General features: G+C 68.4%; 13 protein-coding genes. 6 read left to right on the forward strand and 7 right to left on the reverse strand.

Annotated elements, in window-relative coordinates; translation table 11 throughout:
* Nucleotides 1–85: 85 nt before the first annotated feature.
* The 6 genes from OUA97_RS02090 (at nt 86) to OUA97_RS02115 (ending at nt 7,827) form a co-directional block, all read left to right on the forward strand.
* On the forward strand, nt 86–1,801 hold the full coding sequence (locus OUA97_RS02090) for a copper resistance system multicopper oxidase (RefSeq protein ID WP_267230102.1): 1,716 nt from the start codon (nt 86–88) through the stop codon (nt 1,799–1,801).
* Nucleotides 1,798–2,781, forward strand: a complete 984-nt coding sequence (locus OUA97_RS02095) for a copper resistance protein B (RefSeq protein WP_267230104.1) — start codon at nt 1,798–1,800, stop codon at nt 2,779–2,781. Before OUA97_RS02090 ends, OUA97_RS02095 begins: the two co-directional genes overlap by 4 nt.
* Nucleotides 2,782–2,820: 39 nt before the next feature.
* Nucleotides 2,821–3,144 (forward strand): copper-binding protein, encoded by a 324-nt coding sequence (locus OUA97_RS02100; RefSeq protein WP_267230105.1) that lies wholly within the window; start codon nt 2,821–2,823, stop codon nt 3,142–3,144.
* 467 nt (nt 3,145–3,611) lie between these two features.
* On the forward strand, nt 3,612–6,317 hold the full coding sequence (locus tag OUA97_RS02105; RefSeq protein ID WP_267230107.1) for a TonB-dependent receptor domain-containing protein: 2,706 nt from the start codon (nt 3,612–3,614) through the stop codon (nt 6,315–6,317).
* A 71-nt stretch (nt 6,318–6,388) separates the two neighbouring features.
* Nucleotides 6,389–7,087: a hypothetical protein gene (locus OUA97_RS02110; protein ID WP_267230109.1), complete on the forward strand. Its 699-nt coding sequence runs from the start codon at nt 6,389–6,391 to the stop codon at nt 7,085–7,087.
* 11 nt (nt 7,088–7,098) lie between these two features.
* Nucleotides 7,099–7,827, forward strand: a complete 729-nt coding sequence (locus tag OUA97_RS02115; RefSeq protein ID WP_267230110.1) for a PepSY domain-containing protein — start codon at nt 7,099–7,101, stop codon at nt 7,825–7,827.
* Between the two features lie 17 nt (nt 7,828–7,844).
* Here OUA97_RS02115 and OUA97_RS02120 read toward each other — a convergent pair whose 3' ends face one another.
* The 7 genes from OUA97_RS02120 to OUA97_RS02150 all read right to left on the reverse strand — a co-directional run bounded on the left by OUA97_RS02120 (nt 7,845) and on the right by OUA97_RS02150 (nt 16,811).
* Nucleotides 7,845–8,615 (reverse strand): SDR family NAD(P)-dependent oxidoreductase, encoded by a 771-nt coding sequence (locus tag OUA97_RS02120; protein WP_267230111.1) that lies wholly within the window; start codon nt 8,613–8,615, stop codon nt 7,845–7,847.
* Nucleotides 8,605–9,942, reverse strand: coding sequence for an FAD-binding oxidoreductase (locus OUA97_RS02125; RefSeq protein WP_267230112.1), 1,338 nt, complete (start codon nt 9,940–9,942; stop codon nt 8,605–8,607). Before OUA97_RS02125 ends, OUA97_RS02120 begins: the two co-directional genes overlap by 11 nt.
* Nucleotides 9,933–11,402: a UbiA family prenyltransferase gene (locus OUA97_RS02130; RefSeq protein ID WP_267230113.1), complete on the reverse strand. Its 1,470-nt coding sequence runs from the start codon at nt 11,400–11,402 to the stop codon at nt 9,933–9,935. The genes OUA97_RS02125 and OUA97_RS02130 overlap by 10 nt, the downstream gene beginning before the upstream one ends.
* Complete coding sequence (locus tag OUA97_RS02135) at nt 11,399–11,827, reverse strand: GtrA family protein (protein WP_267230114.1); 429 nt, start codon at nt 11,825–11,827, stop codon at nt 11,399–11,401. Before OUA97_RS02135 ends, OUA97_RS02130 begins: the two co-directional genes overlap by 4 nt.
* Entirely contained in the window at nt 11,820–13,115 is a 1,296-nt protein-coding gene (locus OUA97_RS02140) for an NAD(P)/FAD-dependent oxidoreductase (RefSeq protein ID WP_267230115.1), read from the reverse strand. Before OUA97_RS02140 ends, OUA97_RS02135 begins: the two co-directional genes overlap by 8 nt.
* A gap of 2 nt (nt 13,116–13,117) precedes the next feature.
* Nucleotides 13,118–14,050, reverse strand: a complete 933-nt coding sequence (locus tag OUA97_RS02145) for an NAD-dependent epimerase/dehydratase family protein (protein WP_267230116.1) — start codon at nt 14,048–14,050, stop codon at nt 13,118–13,120.
* A 94-nt stretch (nt 14,051–14,144) separates the two neighbouring features.
* Complete coding sequence (locus tag OUA97_RS02150; protein WP_267230118.1) at nt 14,145–16,811, reverse strand: hypothetical protein; 2,667 nt, start codon at nt 16,809–16,811, stop codon at nt 14,145–14,147.
* Nucleotides 16,812–16,903: the final 92 nt, after the last annotated feature.

Here is a 16,903-nt window from a genome sequence, read left to right on the forward strand (position 1 = left end):
CTTTTCCCGCCATGACTGAAACGACCTGTACCCGACCCGTCGGCGCTCCCCTGCGCCTGGCGGGCTTTGCTTCGAAGGGCCGCCCATGAAGGACTTGGATCGACGTCAGCTCCTGCGTGGAGCGTCCGCCCTGGGCGGCGGGGCGGCCCTCAGCGCGCTGCTGCCGGCCTGGGCGCAGAGCGGCACTCCTGGCATCGTCAGCACCCTGCCGACCGTGTCGGGCGAAAATATCGCCCTGACCGTCGGCCACACGCCGTTCAAGGTCGACGGCCGCGCCGGGCATGCGATCACCGTCAACGGCACCGTGCCGGCGCCGCTGGTCCGCCTGAAGGAGGGCCAACAGGTCCGCCTGTCGGTCACCAATAATCTCGACGAGGACACCTCGATCCACTGGCACGGCCTGCTGCTGCCGTTCGAGATGGACGGGGTGCCGGGCGTCAGCTTCCCCGGCATCAAGCCGGGCGAGACCTTCAACTACGAGTTCAAGGTCCGTCAGGCGGGCACCTACTGGTATCACAGCCACTCGGGCCTGCAGGAGCAGATGGGCCACTACGGTCCGATCGTCATCGATCCGGCCGGCGAGGACCCGGTGAAATACGATCGCGAGCACGTGATTGTCTTGTCCGACTACAGCTTCATGCATCCGCACGAGATTTTCCGGAAGCTGAAGGCCCACGCCGGCTACTTCAACATGCAGAAGCAGACCGTCGCCGGGCTGCTGAAGGGGCAGGACCAATCGTTCAAGGACCGCAAGGAGTGGTCCAAGATGCTGATGGACCCGACGGACGTCCTGGACGTCACCGGGTCGACCTACACCTTCCTGATCAACGGCCATGGGCCGAAGGACAACTGGACGGGCCTGTTCACCCCTGGAGAACGAGTGCGGCTGCGGTTCGTCAACGCCGGCGCGATGACGATCTTCAATGTCCGTATTCCGGGCCTGAAGCTCAGCGTCGTGCAGACCGACGGCCAGAACGTCGTTCCGGTGGGCGTCGAAGAGTTTCAGATCGCGCCGGCCGAAACCTACGACATCATCGTCCAGCCGACGGAGGACCGGGCCTATACGCTGGTCGCCGAGGCCGCAGACCGTTCCGGCATGGGCCGCGCCACGCTGGCGCCGCGCCTGGGCATGACTGCGCCGGTCCCACCGCTGCGCAAGCGGCCGCTGCTCAACATGCGCGACATGGGGATGGACCACTCGGCCATGCCCGGCATGGAAGGCATGGAGATGGACCACTCCGGCATGTCCATGCTCGACCCGCGCAACGCGCCGCAGGTCAAGCTTGGCCCGGGCGTGCAGATGATCTCGCCGATGCCGGCTGACCGGACCGGCGATCCGGGGCAGGGGCTTGAGGACGTCGGCCACAAGGTGCTGACGCTCAAGGACCTGGTCTCGCTCGATCCCAATCCCGATCCCCGGTCGCCTTCGCGGGAGCTGGAGATCCACCTGACCGGCAACATGGAACGCTTCATGTGGGCATTCGACGGGGTCAGTTACAGCCACCTGAAGGACCCGATCCCGTTCCGCTACAACGAGCGGGTTCGCGTGGTGCTGGTCAACGACTCGATGATGGCCCACCCGATCCATCTGCATGGCCATTTCTTTGAGGTGGTGACCGGCAACCCGGGCCGTCACCCGCGCAAGCACACTGTCAATGTGCTGCCGGGCGGCAAGGTGGCGTTCGACTTCACCGCCGACGAGCGCGGCGACTGGGCGTTCCACTGCCACCTACTGTACCACATGCACGCGGGCATGTTTAACGTGGTGACCGTGCGTCCCCTGGAAGGAGACGCCGCGTGAACCGTCAGCTTTTGATCGCCCTGGCGCCGCTCGCCGCGACGCCGCTCATGCTGGCCACGCCCGCCGCCGCACAGCACGAGCATCACGCCCCGCCCGCCGCGGCTCCGACGGTCGATCCGCACGCGGGGCACGCTGTGCCGTCCGCGGCAGCCGATCCCCATGCCGGCCACGCGATGCCTGCGCCCGCTGCGGACCCGCATGCAGGTCACGCCATGCCGGCGCCGGCCAACGTCCCGCCGGCCGGGAACGCGCCTGCGCCGCCGGCCCCGAGCGACTACGCCGCCGAGCGCTACTTTGGTCGCGAGGCCATGGCTGCGGCCCGCGCCCAGCTCGCCAAGGAGCACGGCGGCGGGAAGGCCTGGAAGGTCATGCTGAGCACCGCCGAGGTGCGGCCGACCTCGGGCGACGACGCCTACGCCTGGGAGGGCGAGTTCTGGTACGGCGGCGACGTCAATCGCCTGGTGGTGAAGTCGGCGGGCGAGGGCGAGTTCGGCGGTGATTTGCACTCCGCAGAAGCCCAGGTCCTCTATTCGCGCGCCATCGGGCCCTATTTCGACCTGCAGGCGGGCGTCCGGCATGACTTCGAGCCGGGCCCCTCGCGGACCTACGCCACGGTCGGGTTCGAGGGCGTAGCGCCCTACTGGTTCGAACTGGAAGGCGCGGCCTTCCTCTCCGAGAGGGGCGATCTTTCCGCGCGGCTCGAGGGCGCCTACGACTTGCGCCTGACCCAGAAGCTGATCCTCGAGCCCCGCGCCGAGGTCGAACTGGCGGCCCAGGAGGTTCCTGAACTGGAGCTCGGCTCAGGCCTGACCAGCGCCGAGCTTGGCCTGCGGCTGCGCTACGAGCTTCGCCGTGAGCTCGGCCCCTATGTCGGCGTCTCCTACGAGCGGAAGTTCGGCGACACCGCCGATCTCGCGCGGGCCGCCGGAGAAGACGTCGAAGACACCCGTTTCGTTCTGGGCGTGCGCGCCTGGTTCTAGTCATCGCGCCGTCGGCGCAAGCTTAGTTGGAGAGAATAGATGAAGACCCTGCTTCTGGCCGTCGCGGCCCTCGGCGTCTGCGCGACCGGGGCCCTGGCCCACGGCCAGGACCACAGCGCTCATGCCGGCCATACCGCTCCGGCCGCCGCCGGCAGCGTCGAAGGCACGGGGGTGGTCAAGAAGATCGACGCCAAGAGCGGCTCGGTGACCATCGCCCACGACCCGATCAAGGCCCTGAACTGGCCGGCGATGACCATGCCGTTCAAGGTCGCCGACAAGGCCCTGCTCGCCAAGGTCAAAGTCGGGGCGAAGGTCCGCTTCGACCTCAACGGTCAGACGATCACCGCCATCCGCCCGCAATAGGTTGGCCTGCCTCCGGAGCGCGACGACGCTCTGGAGGCCCCCACCTTGACCCTCGTCAAAATTCCGGCCGTACCCGGAAAAATTTTGAGGGATGGGGGCGGGGCGCGCGTATCCCCAACGAGCGACTGGAGGGTCGCTCTCACGGCGCGGGCAATCCGCGCCCAGAGGAGGGGATCAACACGGTGAGTTCGGGGTGATTTGAGAAGAGTCGCGATCGTCGGCGAAGCGGACGATCAGGCGGGGGATTTCGGCTGACCAGGCGCTATGCGGCGACGGAGGTTGTCGTCGTGAACCTGGCCGGACGTCGATGCAATCAGACATCGTCATCGATTCCTGGGCCGGTGGTCCCGCCTGCGCGAACCAAAATATGTATAGACATTAGCTGCTGGCGGTTCACCGCGGCGGCGCGCGGGCGCTTGGGATACGCCGGGAGGGTGGCCCCAGGCGCCGATCAAAGGGGGTAGGTTATGAACCGTTTTTCTAAGCGTCTGCTGCTGGCCAGCGCCATGCTGAGCGGCGCGATCTGGAGCGCCGAGGCGCACGCTCAAGCCGCGAGCGACGTCGAGGAAGTCATCGTCACCGGCAGCCGCATCAAGCGGGTGGACATCAGCGGGGTCGGCCCGGCGACGGTGGTCAGCCAGGAAGAGATTTCGAACACCGGCATCACCAACGTCGAGACCCTGCTGCAGCGGCTTCCGGCCTCGGCCGGCGCCGCCGGCGGCCAGACCAGCGCCTATTGGACCGGCAACGGCTACGGCACGGCGCAGGTGAACCTGCGCGGTCTCGGCATCAACCGCACCCTGACCCTGATCAACGGCCGCCGCGTCGTGAACGGCGGCACCGGCGCCAACAGCGCGCCCGACCTCAACATGATCCCGACCTCGATCATCGGGCGGATGGACGTGCTGAAGGACGGCGCGTCGGCCATCTACGGCGCCGATGCGGTCGCCGGCGTGGTCAACATCGTCACCATCGACGGCTACGAAGGCCTGAAGGTCTCCGGCAAGTACGGCATCACCGACGAGAAGGACGGCGAGGAGTACACCGTCGACCTGCTGTGGGGCATGCGCGGCGACCGCGGCGGCGTGACCGCGGCGTTCACCTACCAGAAGACCGAGGCGGTCAACATGGCGAGCCGCGCGCCCTGCAGCCTGGGCGAGAGCAACGGCCAGCTGGTCTGCTCGTACAGCGGCAACACCCTTGGCGGCCGTGCGCGGCTGGCCGACGGCCGCGTCGTGAACTTCAGCCAGACGCCCGGCCCGGACGGCAACTATTTCGAGCCCTACAACGGCGCCAAGCACGGCTTCAACTCGAACCCGTACCTGAACGCGGTGTCGCCGATCGAGCGGATCAGCACGGCGTTCCTGGCCGACTACGACCTGACCGACGACGTGCAGCTGTTCGGCGAGTTCTTCTTCACCCACCGCAAGAGCAACCAGCTGGCGACGCCTGGCGGCCTGACCCATCGGCCGACCAATCCGGACGGCACGCCCGACGTGCTGCGTGACTTCACCATCCGCGCCACGAACCCGAACAACCCGACGGGCCAGGACCTGGTCCTGCTGGCGCGGCGGCTGGGCGAGGGCGGCCCCCGCAAGTTCTTCCAGGAAACCGACACCTACCGCCTGGTGGCGGGCGCCCGCGGCAAGGTGGTCGGCGACTGGACCTGGGAAGCGGCGGTGAACTGGGGTCGGAACACCGGCATCGACGCGATGACCAACATCGCCAACCTCGAACGCGTGCAGAAGACCCTGAACTGCGTGCCGGGGGCGCCCTGCGGCGACTATCTCGGCGCCGGCAGCCTGACCAAGGAGGTGCTGGAGTACATCCTCTACACCTCGCGCGACACCGGCGGTAACGAGCAGCGCAGCGCCACGCTCGACTTCTCCGGGACGCTGTTCGAACTGCCCGCCGGTCCGGTCGGCGCGGCGGTGGGCCTGCTTTACCGCGAGGAAGAAGGCTGGCGGGATCCCGACGCCCTGACGGTGCTGGGCATCGGCAACACCAACCAGCAGGACCCGATTTCCGGCTCGATGAAGGCCAAGGAAGCCTATCTGGAGGTTTCGGCTCCGCTGCTGGCCGATCTGCCGCTGATCAAGAGCCTCGATGTCGACGGAGCGCTCCGCTACTCGGACTACGACCTGTTCGGCAGCAACGTGACCTACAAGGCCAGCCTGAACTGGACGGCGATCGAAGGCCTGCGTCTGCGGGCCACGTACGGGACCGGCTTCCGGGTTCCCAGCGTGCCCGAGCTGTTCGGCGGCGTGGCCGAGGGCAACCTCACCACCACCGACCCCTGCAGCGGCTACAGCACCAGCGGCAATGCGACCCTGATCGCCAACTGCCAGGCCTCGGGCGTTCCGGCCGGCTACCGCCAGCTGGGCACCACGATCCTGACCACCAATGGCGGCAACAGCGACCTGCAGCCGGAAGAGGCCAAGACCCTTACCCTGGGCCTGGTCTTCACGCCGCCGCAGATCAGCGGTCTGTCGGTGACGATCGACTACTTCGATATCGAGATCACCGACGCGATCCGTTCGATCCCCGGCTCGACCAAGCTGGCGGTCTGCTACGCCTCGGCGGGGATGACCCATCCGTTCTGCGGTTCGAGCAACTTCACCCGCAGCACGCTGACCGGCGAGGTCAACTTCCTGTCGTCCATCCCGGTGAACACCGGCAAGGAAGAGATGACCGGCGTCGATATCGGCATCCACTACGACTTCGACCTGTTCGACCGCCGCGCCAGCTTCGACTGGAACACGACCTATCTCGGCGAGTACCTGATCACCGCCTATGACGGCGCCGAACCGATCGAGTTCGACGGCCATATCGGCGGCGGCAACGGCGGCTTCCCGAAGTGGCGCTCCAACGCCAGCTTCACGGTCACCGACGAAAACTGGACCGGGACCTACTCGGTGCAGATGATCGGCAAGGCGACGGACTTCAACGCCGCGCCGGGGGATATCGGCTACGAAGCGCCGCGGGTGTTCTACCACAACGCCCAGCTCGCCTATCGCTTCGCCGAGAACGCCGACATTGCGGTCGGGGTCGACAACATCTTCGACAAGAAGGCTCCGTACATCCAGAGCTTCACCGACGGCAACACCGACACCATGACCTACGACCTGCTCGGTCGTCGCGGTTATGTGCGCCTGACCTACCAGTTCAACTAGGTTGGCGCGCGACGCCGGGCGGGCTGCCCCACGGCCCGCCCGGCGTCGGCCATTTCTGAGAGATTTCCCAGATGCGTTTGCCGGCCCTGGCTCGAAAGACCCACAAGTGGCTCGCCCTGATCATCGCCGTCCAGGCGGTGTTCTGGATGCTGAGCGGCCTCTACATGACCGCCGTCCACATCGATATCATCCACGGCGACCATCTGGTGCGCACGCCGCGCCAGCAGCCGATCGCCCTGGAAGGCCTGGTCGAACCAACGACTCTCGTCCCTGGCGGGACGCGCTCGGTGCGCCTCGACACCCAGCTTGGCCAGCCGGTCTACATCGTCGACGCCATTCCCGGCCGCATGCTGTTCGACGCCCGTACCGGCCAGATGCTCTCGCCGCTGGGTGAAAAGGCCGCGCGCGACCGCGCCGTGGCGCTCTATGCGGGTGAGGGGGCCGTGACCAAGGTCGAACTGCTCGACACCGCGCTCAGCGAGATCAAGGGTCGCCAGATGCCGATCTGGCGCGTCGAGTTCGAGGGCATGTGGAAGCCCACGCTCTACATCGCGCCGCAGACCGGCGAGCTCTCCGCCAAGCGGCACGACCTTTGGCGCATCTTCGATTTCGTCTGGATGTTCCACATCATGGACTACGAAGAACGCACGGACATGAACAACACGCTGCTGCGCGTCGCCACCTGGATGGCCGTCGCGACCTCGGCCACGGGCGGCTGGCTGCTGCTCTACAGTTTCCGCCGCCGGCGCCGCGCGCGCAAAGCGGCCTAGAGGATCGACTGATGTTCCTGATCCGCACGCTTCACAAGTGGTTCGGCCTGGTGCTGGGCCTGCAGATGCTGCTCTGGTCGATCAGCGGGGCGATGATGGCCCTGCTGGACCATCACAAGGTCTCGGGCGAAGGCTCCATTCGCGAGCCCGCCCAGGTCATGCTGCCGGCCCAGACCCTGCCTTTGTCCCAGGTTGCGGCCGCCTTGGGCGAGCCGGTCCTCAAGCTTCAGCTCAAGACCCTCGGCCAGGCCCAGGTCTATCAGGCGACGACGCCGTCGGGGATCAAGCTGCTCGACGCGGCCACGGGCCAGCCGGTGGTCATCGATGCGGCCCGGGCCGGGGCGCTCGCGGCCGCGGCCTACGCGGGGCCCGAGGGCGTCGCCTCGATCCGCAGGGTCGAGAAGCACGACGTGGAGTCCCGCACCGCCGAACTGCCGGCCTGGCGGGTGGAGTTCGCCGACGCCGGGAAGACGACGCTGTTCATGTCGGCCGCCACCGGCGAGGTGTCGTTGGTGCGCAACGACACTTGGCGGCTGTGGGACATCTTCTGGATGATCCATATCATGGACTACACCAAGCGTGAGAGCTTCAATCACCCGCTGATCATCACTGTGGCCAGCGGTGTGACCTGGCTGACGCTCAGCGGTGTGATCCTGCTGTTCCGCAGCTTCCGCCGTCAGGACTTTGCCTACCTGCTCGACCCGATCGAGCGTCTGCGCGAAGGCCGCGCCAAGGGCTGACCCGGCCGCCCGGACGACTAGATGTCGATCCGGGCGATCACCGGCTGGGGCAGCAGCCGGATGATCAGCATGACGTATCGCCAGAACCACGGGCCGTAGACGATGGCGCTGCGCCCGTTCAGGCCCTTGACGATGACCTTGGCCACCGCTTGCGGCGTGGCCCATAGCGGCCCGCCCTTGGCCAGGGCGGCGGTCATCGGGGTGTCGACGAAGCCCAGCTTGAAGACCACGGCCTTGGGGCCGCCGTGCAGCGCGCTGCGATGGGCCAGGCCCTGCATCAGCACCGCCAGGCCGGCCTTGGCCGCGCCATAGACGAAGTTCGAGCTCCGGCCGCGGTCGCCGGCCACGCTGCCGATCGCCGCCACCACGCCGTTGCGGCCGTCGGTGCGTTCCAGCCGCCGCGCCAGGGCCAGAGCCCAGAGGCCGGCGGAGGTGAAGTTCACGTCGATCAGCGCTGCGGCGTGGGCGGCGTCCTGTTCGGCGCGAGTCTGATCACCCAGCAGGCCGTGCGCGATCAGTGCGGTGTCGAAACCGCCGATGGCGTCGGCCAGCGACTGCAGCAGCTCGTCGGTGGGTTCGGATTCCACTAGGTCGAGCGCCCGCACCGCGACGTTGGGAGATCCGCGCACCCGCAGGTCGGCGGCGATCGCTTCCAGCCGCGCCCCGTCGCGCGCCACCAGCATCAGCTGGGCGCCTTGGGCGGCGAGGTCGCGGGCGACCGCTTCGGCGATGGCCGAGGCCGCGCCCAGAATGAGGACGCCGCGGCCGCGCCAGGCGTTATTGGTCATGTGTCACTCGTCGCCAGAAACGTGAAGAAAACAGAGGGTCGCGCAGGGCTTCCAGTTCGCGCCAGCGCGGATAGCCGGCGCGGAACGTCGCCGCCGACATGCGCCCGTCCTTGGCCGGATAGACCTTGCCGCCGGCCGCCACGACGATGCTGTCGAGCCGCTCCAGCAGGTTCAGGGTCGCCTCGCCGCGGTTGGGGAAGTCCAGCGCCAGCGAAGCGCCGGGGCCTTCGAACGAGATGAGGCCGCCCGACCGTAGCGGGCCCAGGCTCTTGAGCACGGCCAGGAACGAACCCTGGCCGGCGGCCGAAAGGGTCCGCAGCGCCTCGGCCATGGCGTCCTGCTGGGTCCCCACCGGCGCCATGAACTGATGCTGGTAGAAGCCCGCCGGACCGTAGAAGCGGTTCCAGCCGCCGATGGCGTCGAGCGGGTAGAACGCCCCGCCATAGTGCTTGCGGGCGGTCCCCCGTCGCAGCCGCTGCATCCCGCCATAGGCGGTATTGAAGGCTCGCAGGGTCAACCGGTTCATCAGGCCCGGCGGAGCGGCGATCGGCGCCTGGAGCTTCTGGCGCGGCGCGTGCAGGGTCAGCGGGCCGGCGGCGGACCAGTTGGCCCGGTACATCACTCCGCGGCCGAGCGCGGCGCCGCCCGCGGTGCAATCGATCCACGAGGAGACGTGCTCGAAGCGCCCGTCGCTTTCGGCGGTCAGCCGGAAATATTCCTGCAGGTTGGCGAAGGGCACGGTCTCTTCGTCGACGAAGGTGCTTGGGATCGGCGCCAGGGCGATCTCGGCCCAAGCGATCAGGCCGGTGAGGCCCAGGCCGCCGAGGGTGGCGTGGAACAGCTCGGGCCGATCCTGCGCCGACAACTCCAGGCCGCCGGCGTCCGATCGCAGCAGGCCGATACGACGCACGTGCCGCCCGAACGAGCCGGCGCGATGGTGGTTCTTGCCGTGCACATCGTTGGCGATCGCCCCACCGAGAGTCACGAACCGCGTCCCGGGCGTGGTCGGCAGGAACCAGCCGTGCGGGGTGACCGTGCGCAGGATCTCGTCGAGGCTGACCCCGGCTTCGGCGCGCAGGACGCCGCTCGCCGGATCGAAGGCGATGAAGCGGTCGAGGCCGCGCATCGAGATCATCAGTCCGTCGGGATTGAGCCCGCTGTCGCCGTATGAGCGGTGTAGGCCGGCGGCGAGCAGGCTGCCGATTCCGGACGCTTCTGCGATCAGGCCGGGCAGCTGGTCCTGATGTTGCGGGCGCGCGACCTTGTGGGGCAAGCGCGGCGTGCGACCCCAGGGCTCGACGACCTGGCTGTGGTAGCTCAGGGCCATGCGACCGTCGCCAGCACGAAGGCTGCGAGCAGCGGGCCCATCAATTTCCAGCTGAAACGGTCGCGGATGGCGTAGGCGATCGGATCCTCGTCCAACTCACCTCGCCCGGCGACCAGCCACAGCCGAGCGACCCAGATCATCAGCAGCAGCGGGGCGACCCACAGCCAGTCGGGTTGCGCGTAGATGTTCGAGGGAAACGCCTCTTCCATCAGGTAGGTCACCACGATCAGCACCGAGGCGACGCTGGAGGCCGCGCCGAGCGCCAGCACCGCCGGCCCGTCGTCCGTGCGATAGCCGCGGCCAGGCAGGGGGCGGGAGACGTCGCCGGCCCGCAGATTGTGGATCTCGGCATAGCGCTTGGCGAGCGACATCGAGAAGAAGAAGAACAGCGAGAAGGTGATCAGCCACGGTGATTGCGGCGTGGCGATCACCGCCGCGCCGATGGCGATGCGGATAGCGTAGAGCAAGGCCAGGGACGCGACGTCGAGAATGGCCCGGCGCTTCAGGCGGAAGGTGTAGGCGAGGGTCAGGACGGCGTAGCCCGCCAGCCCCAGCAGCAGGGCCGGCGACGTCGCCAGCGCCAGCGCGGCCGCGGCCGCCAGCAGCAGCGGCACAGCCGCCGCGACGTGCTCGATGCGGAGCACGCCCGCCGCCAGCGGCCGATGCCGCTTGGTGGCGTGCCGCCGGTCCGAGGCCAGGTCCGAAAGGTCGTTGATCAGGTAGGTCGCTGAGGCGGTCAGCCCCATGGCGACGAAGGCGGCCAGGCTGAGCATCACCGCTTGCGGATCGGTGAACTTCTGTGACAGCAGCAGCGGCAGGAACACCAGCAGGTTCTTCGTCCACTGGTGCAGGCGCAGCGCCTTGCGCCAGGTCTTCAGGCTTGGGCGATCGCGCTCGAACTCGGCTTCCAGCGGCTTGCCCAGCCTGCGCGCCTCTAAGGCGACGGCGGCGGCCGGTCCGGCCAGGACCACGCCCTGGGCCTTGGCCCAGACTTTCAGGTCGGCGCGCGAGTCGCCGGCATAGGCGAAGCCGTCGGGAAAGCGCTCGACCAGCCGCTCGGCCTTGTGCACGCCCTTCAGGTTCCGCGCGCCGTCGCTGCCCTCGGCGCTGTCGAACAGGCCGCAATGGGCGGCCACAGCATCGGCGACCGACTGGTGCGCGGCGGTGACCAGGTGAATCGGCCGCGAGCGCGCCTTCTGCTGGCGCAGGAAATCGAGCAGCGCCTCGTGATAGGGCAGGGCCGCCGGATCCAGCGGCTGCAGGTGCGCCAGGCGCGCCTTGAAGGCGGCCCGACCGCGCAGCAGCACAGGCAGCAGCATGAGCGCGGCCAATGGGTTGCGGAACACCAGGGCCACGAACTGTTCGGCCAGGGTGTCGGTGCGCACCAGCGTGTCGTCCAGGTCGACGACCAGCACCGGGGCGGCGCGCGGCCCGCCTTCGAGGTTCGAGTGCAGGGTCATTTGGCGGGTCCGTGGGATCGGAACGTGTAGCGCTTATGCAAGGCGAAGCTCAGCACCGCGGGCGACAGCACGCCGACTCCGTGCCCGATGGCCTCGGCCCAAGCCCGCGACATGAACCGTGGCAGCAGCAGCTCGCCCAGCAGCATCGAGACCAGCCAGACGACCGCGAACGAGACGACGTTGACCGCCAGGAAGCGCATGAACTGTCCGCGGCGGTCGCCCGGCGCGGTGGGAAAGACGAAGCGCCGGTTGAGCTCGAAGGCGACCAGCACGCCGACCGCGTAGGCGCAGACTACCGCTGCTGCATAAGGCAGGGCGTGGCTGAAGGCGAAACGGCTCAGCCATTGGGCTGCTGCCGCGGTCCCGCCGACCAGCAGGAAGGCCGCGAACTGCCGGCTCAGCAATGGGCGCAGGCGCTCATGCACGCGGAAGGCTCTCCACCAGGCGCCGCGCATAGCCGATGCTCTCGGACACGCCGCGATCCTCTGGATAGTAGAAGCAGGTGTCTGCAATCTGAAGGCCGGCCACCGGCGTCTGCGGATCGGGGATCCTGTCGGCGAATCCGATGTCGCAGACCGGCTGGGCGTAGCGCAGCCGCGCGACATGGCTGGCGATGCGGTCGGAAGCGCCCAGGGCCGGGTTCACCCGCTGCAGATAGCCATAGCTTTCATCGACGAAGGCCTCGTCGCTCCGGCCGAACGCGGGGTTGGACGTCGGCATGTAGTAAGGGACGTAGACGATGTGCCGGTCGAGTGGCCGAAGGTTTGAGAACTCGACGAAGCCGGGCGCGCCGATGGCCGGGTCGGAGACATTGACCCAGAAATTCGCAGTGACCGGCTTGGCCAGCTGGTGGACGACGCAGACCACGCCGACGTTCTCGAACTGCGAATAGGCGCCAGCCAGATCCGGATGGTCGGCCAACATCGCGGCCGCATAGGGCATGGCGACGGTCGAGATCACCTGGCTGGCCTCGAACCGGCGACCATCCGAGGCTTCGACGCCCTGGACCTGGCCCGCCTCGATCAGCAGGCGCCTGGCCGGGGTCGACAGATGGATCTTGCCGCCCAGCTTTTCGATCGCCGCCGTGAGGGCCATGACCAGCGCCTCTGAGCCACCCTCGATGTAGCCCAGTTCTTCCTGGAACAGCGAGCGGCGCGAGCGGCCGAGCCGCTTGATCCGTTGCCAGACCCAGGCCGCCGAGATGCTCTCGGCGTGCTCGTAGAACTTCAGCTCGAACAGCGGGCGCCAGAGCTTGTCGTAGACCCGCGGCCCGCACCAGGCGCGGAACCAGTCCGCGGCGCCGATCCTGTCCAGCCGCCGCCAGTCCGAGCGCTTGGTCGAGAGGTAGGCCTGCAGGCCGTAGCGGACCTTCTCGATCAGGCTCATGCCCGGGAAGGTCAGAAGCGAGATCGGATCGCCCCACGGGTGCAGCTTGCCATCGACGTAGAAGCCCATCTTGGTCGGAACCCACCGGATCGGCGGCAGGCCGAGCTCGGCGAGCAGGGCGGTGGTGTCGGCGTCGCTGCGGCAGCAGAAGTGATAGAAGCGCTCAAGCGACAGGCCGTTGAAGTCGAAGTGCGCGGCCATGCCGCCGGGGCGGTCGCCGGCCTCCAGCACCTCGACCTTCCAGCCGGCCTTGGCGGCGTAGTAGGCGGCGGCCAGCCCCATCGGCCCCGCGCCGATCACCAGCAGTCTGTCGTCCGTCCGCGCCATGGTCAGAACGTCAGCTCGACATCGGCGTAGGCGGGGTCCTTCAGGGTCGCGTTCAACGCCTCGCGCAGCGGGGTGGCCCGCACGCCGAAGATGCCCGGCCAGTCGATCACCTCGAACACGTCGGGTGTCCGCAGAGCCTTCAGCTGCGCGGTCGTGAACGGCGGGTTGCGGTCGAAGATGGCGTAGGTCTTCAGCAGCAAACTGAAAAGCCAGACCGGAATCCTGACGATAGGCGTCCGCGAACCGTCGGTGTCGCGGATCTGCCGGATGAGGTCGATGTAGTCGATCCGCTCCTGGCCGGAGATGTTGAACGTCCCCTCCCGCCGCTCGCGCAGGCAGGCGCCGATGATGCTGGCGAAGTCTCCGGCATAGAGCGGCTGGCGCAGATAGCGCCCGTCTCCCGGGATCGGGAACACCGGCGCGCGGCGCATGAAGCGGGCCAGCCAGCCCAGGTGCTTGCGGTCGAACCAGCCGAACATCAGCGTCGGCCGCAGGATCACGTGTGGCAGTTCGCACCGCGCCACGATGGCCTCCTGCGCCTTCTTGCTCTCGGTGTAGAGGTCGCGGGCCTGGGAATTCACCACCGACGAACTGACATGGACGACGTAGGGCCGCTTGCCGCGCGCGGCGGCAGCCAGCACGCGTTCGGTCGAGACGATGTTGTTGCGGCGGAACGCCTCTGGATCGAGCCCGCCGATCTGCGCCTGCAGCATGACCACCGCGTCGCAGGCTGCCGCGACGTCCTCCCACGGGCCGGGTTCGGCCAAGTCGGCGGTGATCACCTGCAGCTGGGGATGCAGGCGCTGGAGGATGGCGGTGTTCTGCGGGTGCTTGTCGACGGCGACCAGGTCGAACTCGCCTGTTCGCGCCAACTGGGCGATCAGGTTCTGGCCGACGAGGCCTGCGGCGCCGGTGACGAGAATACGCTGCATCATGGAAGAACACGCTTTTGGGATAGCTCGCCGACGGACCGCGTCGGCTTAGGCCTTGCGGCCGGGCGCAGCGAGCATGGGACGATTCTGTCGCTCATCAGGGGGCGGCCCAGAGCGCACAGTTAGAACCGTCAGCGAGCGTTACCAGCACCTGCGGGCGCAGGAGAGGCTTCTCGACGTCGAGACGCCAGCCGACATTGGCGTCGGTCACCGACGGGAGGGCGGCGGGCACGTCGGGGCGCGGATCGTCGGCGACGGCCGCGCGAAGGATCAAGCCGTTGTCGACCACCGCGACGGCCTTGACCGGCGCCTCGGCCGCAACGTCCCACGCCCAGCCGAACACCCGCCAGCCGCCGGTCTTGCGTTGCACGACGCCATCAAGGTTGCCGCGACAGCGGGTGGGATCCACCGCCGGGTTGGCGACGAGCCGGGACATGTAGGCCAGGTCCGGCGGGCTCGCACCACGAACGACGGCGGCTGGCCGAAGCGCGAGGCATCCGCCAGCGAGCGCGGCGAGGCCAAGCGCCACGAGACCTGTGCGGCGGAGTGAGGCCTTGCCGACTTGGCGCCAGGCGAGCGTGAGCCCCAGCCCGGTCAGGATCAGCGTCGCCAACGCCGCAAGATCCAGGGTGATCACCCCGCCCAGCGGCGCGGCGACCCAGACAAGGCCCGTATAGAGCCCTGTGGCCATGGTCATGGCCAGCAACGTCTTGCGTCCCCAGGCCTCGGCGCCGATTGCCACGACGCCCGCGAGGGCGAGCGCCAGAATGGCGTCGTAGCTGAACTGGTGCAGGAAGAGGGCAAGGAAGGTCACGCCTACGAACAGCGCGTAGCACCCGGCGACTGAGACGAGCAGGCGGCCGGCCATCGCGGTCTGCGGCGGACGGCCGGGACGTCGGCGCGCAACGCTCCAGAGCGCCAGCGCGCCCAGCAGCAGCAAGGCGACGTTGCCCCCGCTGAGCGCGTAGAAGTCCCAGCGCCGCAGCGCTCCGGCCAGGTCGGTCTCTCCGGCGCCGAGGGGGCGCGCCAGCGGCTCGGGCGCCTGCGGTGGGCTGGGCGTAAACAGATAGGCGGCGATCTCGGCCTTGGTCTGGAGCCACTCCAGGGCGGTGTAGCTCTGGTAGCGCGTGGCCAGGCGTTCGCTCAGCGACTGCTTGGGGGCGAGCTGCAGTTCGCCGGTGAGGGCGTAGGCGAGCAGGGGGTCCTGGCTCGGCAACGCAGTGGCCTTGTACGCCGACCAACTCGCCAGCAGGGCCAGGCCGACCGCGGCTCCGGCCACCAGCGCCTTGGGGGAACGCCACAGGCGGGTCACGAAGTAGACCAGCGCCACGGGCGCGAGGAAGAACGACGAGGCTGCGTGGCAGAGCATGGCGAAGCCGGCGAGGCCGCCGAACGTCGCGGTCTCGCCGATCGAGGCGCGTGGCGAGGGCCGCAGCCGGAATGCGTAGCCTGCCGCAGCGATGCTGAACGCTGCGCCCATCAGCTTCGGCCACGTGTAACCGGTGTTGAACAGCGCGAACGGGGTAAGCGCCACGAGCAGGACGCCGGTCGCGGCGACCGCCGGCGGCAGCTTGGCCGCCCGGCGCACGGCCCAGTAGAACGCCGCCGCCCACAACGCTGAAAGCGATATGCCGCCCACGCCGAGCGCGACGGGCTGCAGATGTGCGCCGTCATTGTTCGCCTGCAGCAGTGCAAACAGGTCGGCGAAGAGCAGGTAGCCGCCGGCCATCAGCGGCGGGCGATCGCTGAGCGACCAGTCGCCGGGCGCGGTCTGCAATGGATGGGTCCCAAGCCGCACGGTCTCGGCGAACAGGCCTGGCAACAGGTGGTCGGAGGACCAGACCGCTGGTGCGAACCTCCGGGCCGGCTCCCAGACCCCCGATCCAGTCGCCCCGAGATGCAGGACGGTGAAAACGAGAAAGGCGGTCAGGAACCAAGCGTAGACTGGAGCCTTCTGGGCGCGCCAGACGGACTTGGCGAGGTCGGGCGCCTTCCAGCGTGCGCCGACCGCGATCGCCACCACCGCGCCGACCAGCAGAAGCGCGCTGAACGGGGGCGCGGGCGTCCACGCGTAGAGGTAGAACAGGGCCAGCGACGCGACGGCGAGGCCAAGGAAGCCGCCGAGCACGGGATCGACCCCGCTGCGCGTGGCTCTGGCCACGAGCCCGCCGGTGAAGAACGCCGCAAACACGACGGCGAACGCCAAGAGCAGATAGCCGGCGTAACCGAGATAGGATTGCTTGAGGTAGCTCAGCGCAGAGACCTCGTAAGGCGGGGCGACGCCGACGTGCCGGAAGTCGGACGTTCCGACGAGCCGCAGGAACACTTCGCCGCCTGGACACCAGGTCCGTCCCAGGGGAACGATGGCCTCGGTGTAGACTCCCTCCGTGGCTCCGCCGGCGATGGGCTTGATCTGCTGGTGTGTCGAGCAACGCAGGTAGAGCGCGTTACGTGTCTCGTACTCGCGGATTGCGCCCTGGTACGTCACCCCGACGAAATCAACCGGCTCCAGCGGCCCCATCTCCAGCGCCAACGGCCGAACGCCTGCCGGCGAGGTTGAGCGATAGAGCGCGGAATCACGGGGCGAGCCGGCCCGGAGCGCACTATCGAGAACCACTGCGCCGGCTAGGGGTACGGTGTCCGGCTTTCCGACGATGATCTCGGTCTTCATGCCGAGCATCGGCGCGGCCGGGGGCTCAGGCGCGATCGCGATCGCGAGGCTCAGCAGAGCCAGGGCGCCAAGCGCCGCGCGCAGCAACCACATGCCCAGATCGCTCCCCACCGGTCCGCTGATGAATCAGCGGTAGCCGAAGACCATAGGTTAGCCGGCGGCGGCGATGAAGGCGCCAGCTGGAG

Origin of the sequence: Phenylobacterium sp. 58.2.17 (assembly GCF_026411515.1) — a bacterium.
In the GTDB taxonomy this organism is placed as follows: domain Bacteria; phylum Pseudomonadota; class Alphaproteobacteria; order Caulobacterales; family Caulobacteraceae; genus Phenylobacterium.

What these genes read in the sequence shown, in the direction of transcription:
- OUA97_RS02150 (WP_267230118.1), bottom strand. Translation starts at nt 16,811, where the DNA reads ATGTGGTTGCTGCGCGCGGCGCTTGGCGCCCTGGCTCTGCTGAGCCTC.
- OUA97_RS02100 (WP_267230105.1), top strand. Translation starts at nt 2,821, where the DNA reads ATGAAGACCCTGCTTCTGGCCGTCGCGGCCCTCGGCGTCTGCGCGACC.
- OUA97_RS02105 (WP_267230107.1), top strand. Translation starts at nt 3,612, where the DNA reads ATGAACCGTTTTTCTAAGCGTCTGCTGCTGGCCAGCGCCATGCTGAGC.
- OUA97_RS02125 (WP_267230112.1), bottom strand. Translation starts at nt 9,942, where the DNA reads ATGGCCCTGAGCTACCACAGCCAGGTCGTCGAGCCCTGGGGTCGCACG.
- OUA97_RS02140 (WP_267230115.1), bottom strand. Translation starts at nt 13,115, where the DNA reads ATGGCGCGGACGGACGACAGACTGCTGGTGATCGGCGCGGGGCCGATG.
- OUA97_RS02115 (WP_267230110.1), top strand. Translation starts at nt 7,099, where the DNA reads ATGTTCCTGATCCGCACGCTTCACAAGTGGTTCGGCCTGGTGCTGGGC.
- OUA97_RS02130 (WP_267230113.1), bottom strand. Translation starts at nt 11,402, where the DNA reads ATGACCCTGCACTCGAACCTCGAAGGCGGGCCGCGCGCCGCCCCGGTG.
- OUA97_RS02145 (WP_267230116.1), bottom strand. Translation starts at nt 14,050, where the DNA reads ATGATGCAGCGTATTCTCGTCACCGGCGCCGCAGGCCTCGTCGGCCAG.
- OUA97_RS02110 (WP_267230109.1), top strand. Translation starts at nt 6,389, where the DNA reads ATGCGTTTGCCGGCCCTGGCTCGAAAGACCCACAAGTGGCTCGCCCTG.
- OUA97_RS02120 (WP_267230111.1), bottom strand. Translation starts at nt 8,615, where the DNA reads ATGACCAATAACGCCTGGCGCGGCCGCGGCGTCCTCATTCTGGGCGCG.
- OUA97_RS02090 (WP_267230102.1), top strand. Translation starts at nt 86, where the DNA reads ATGAAGGACTTGGATCGACGTCAGCTCCTGCGTGGAGCGTCCGCCCTG.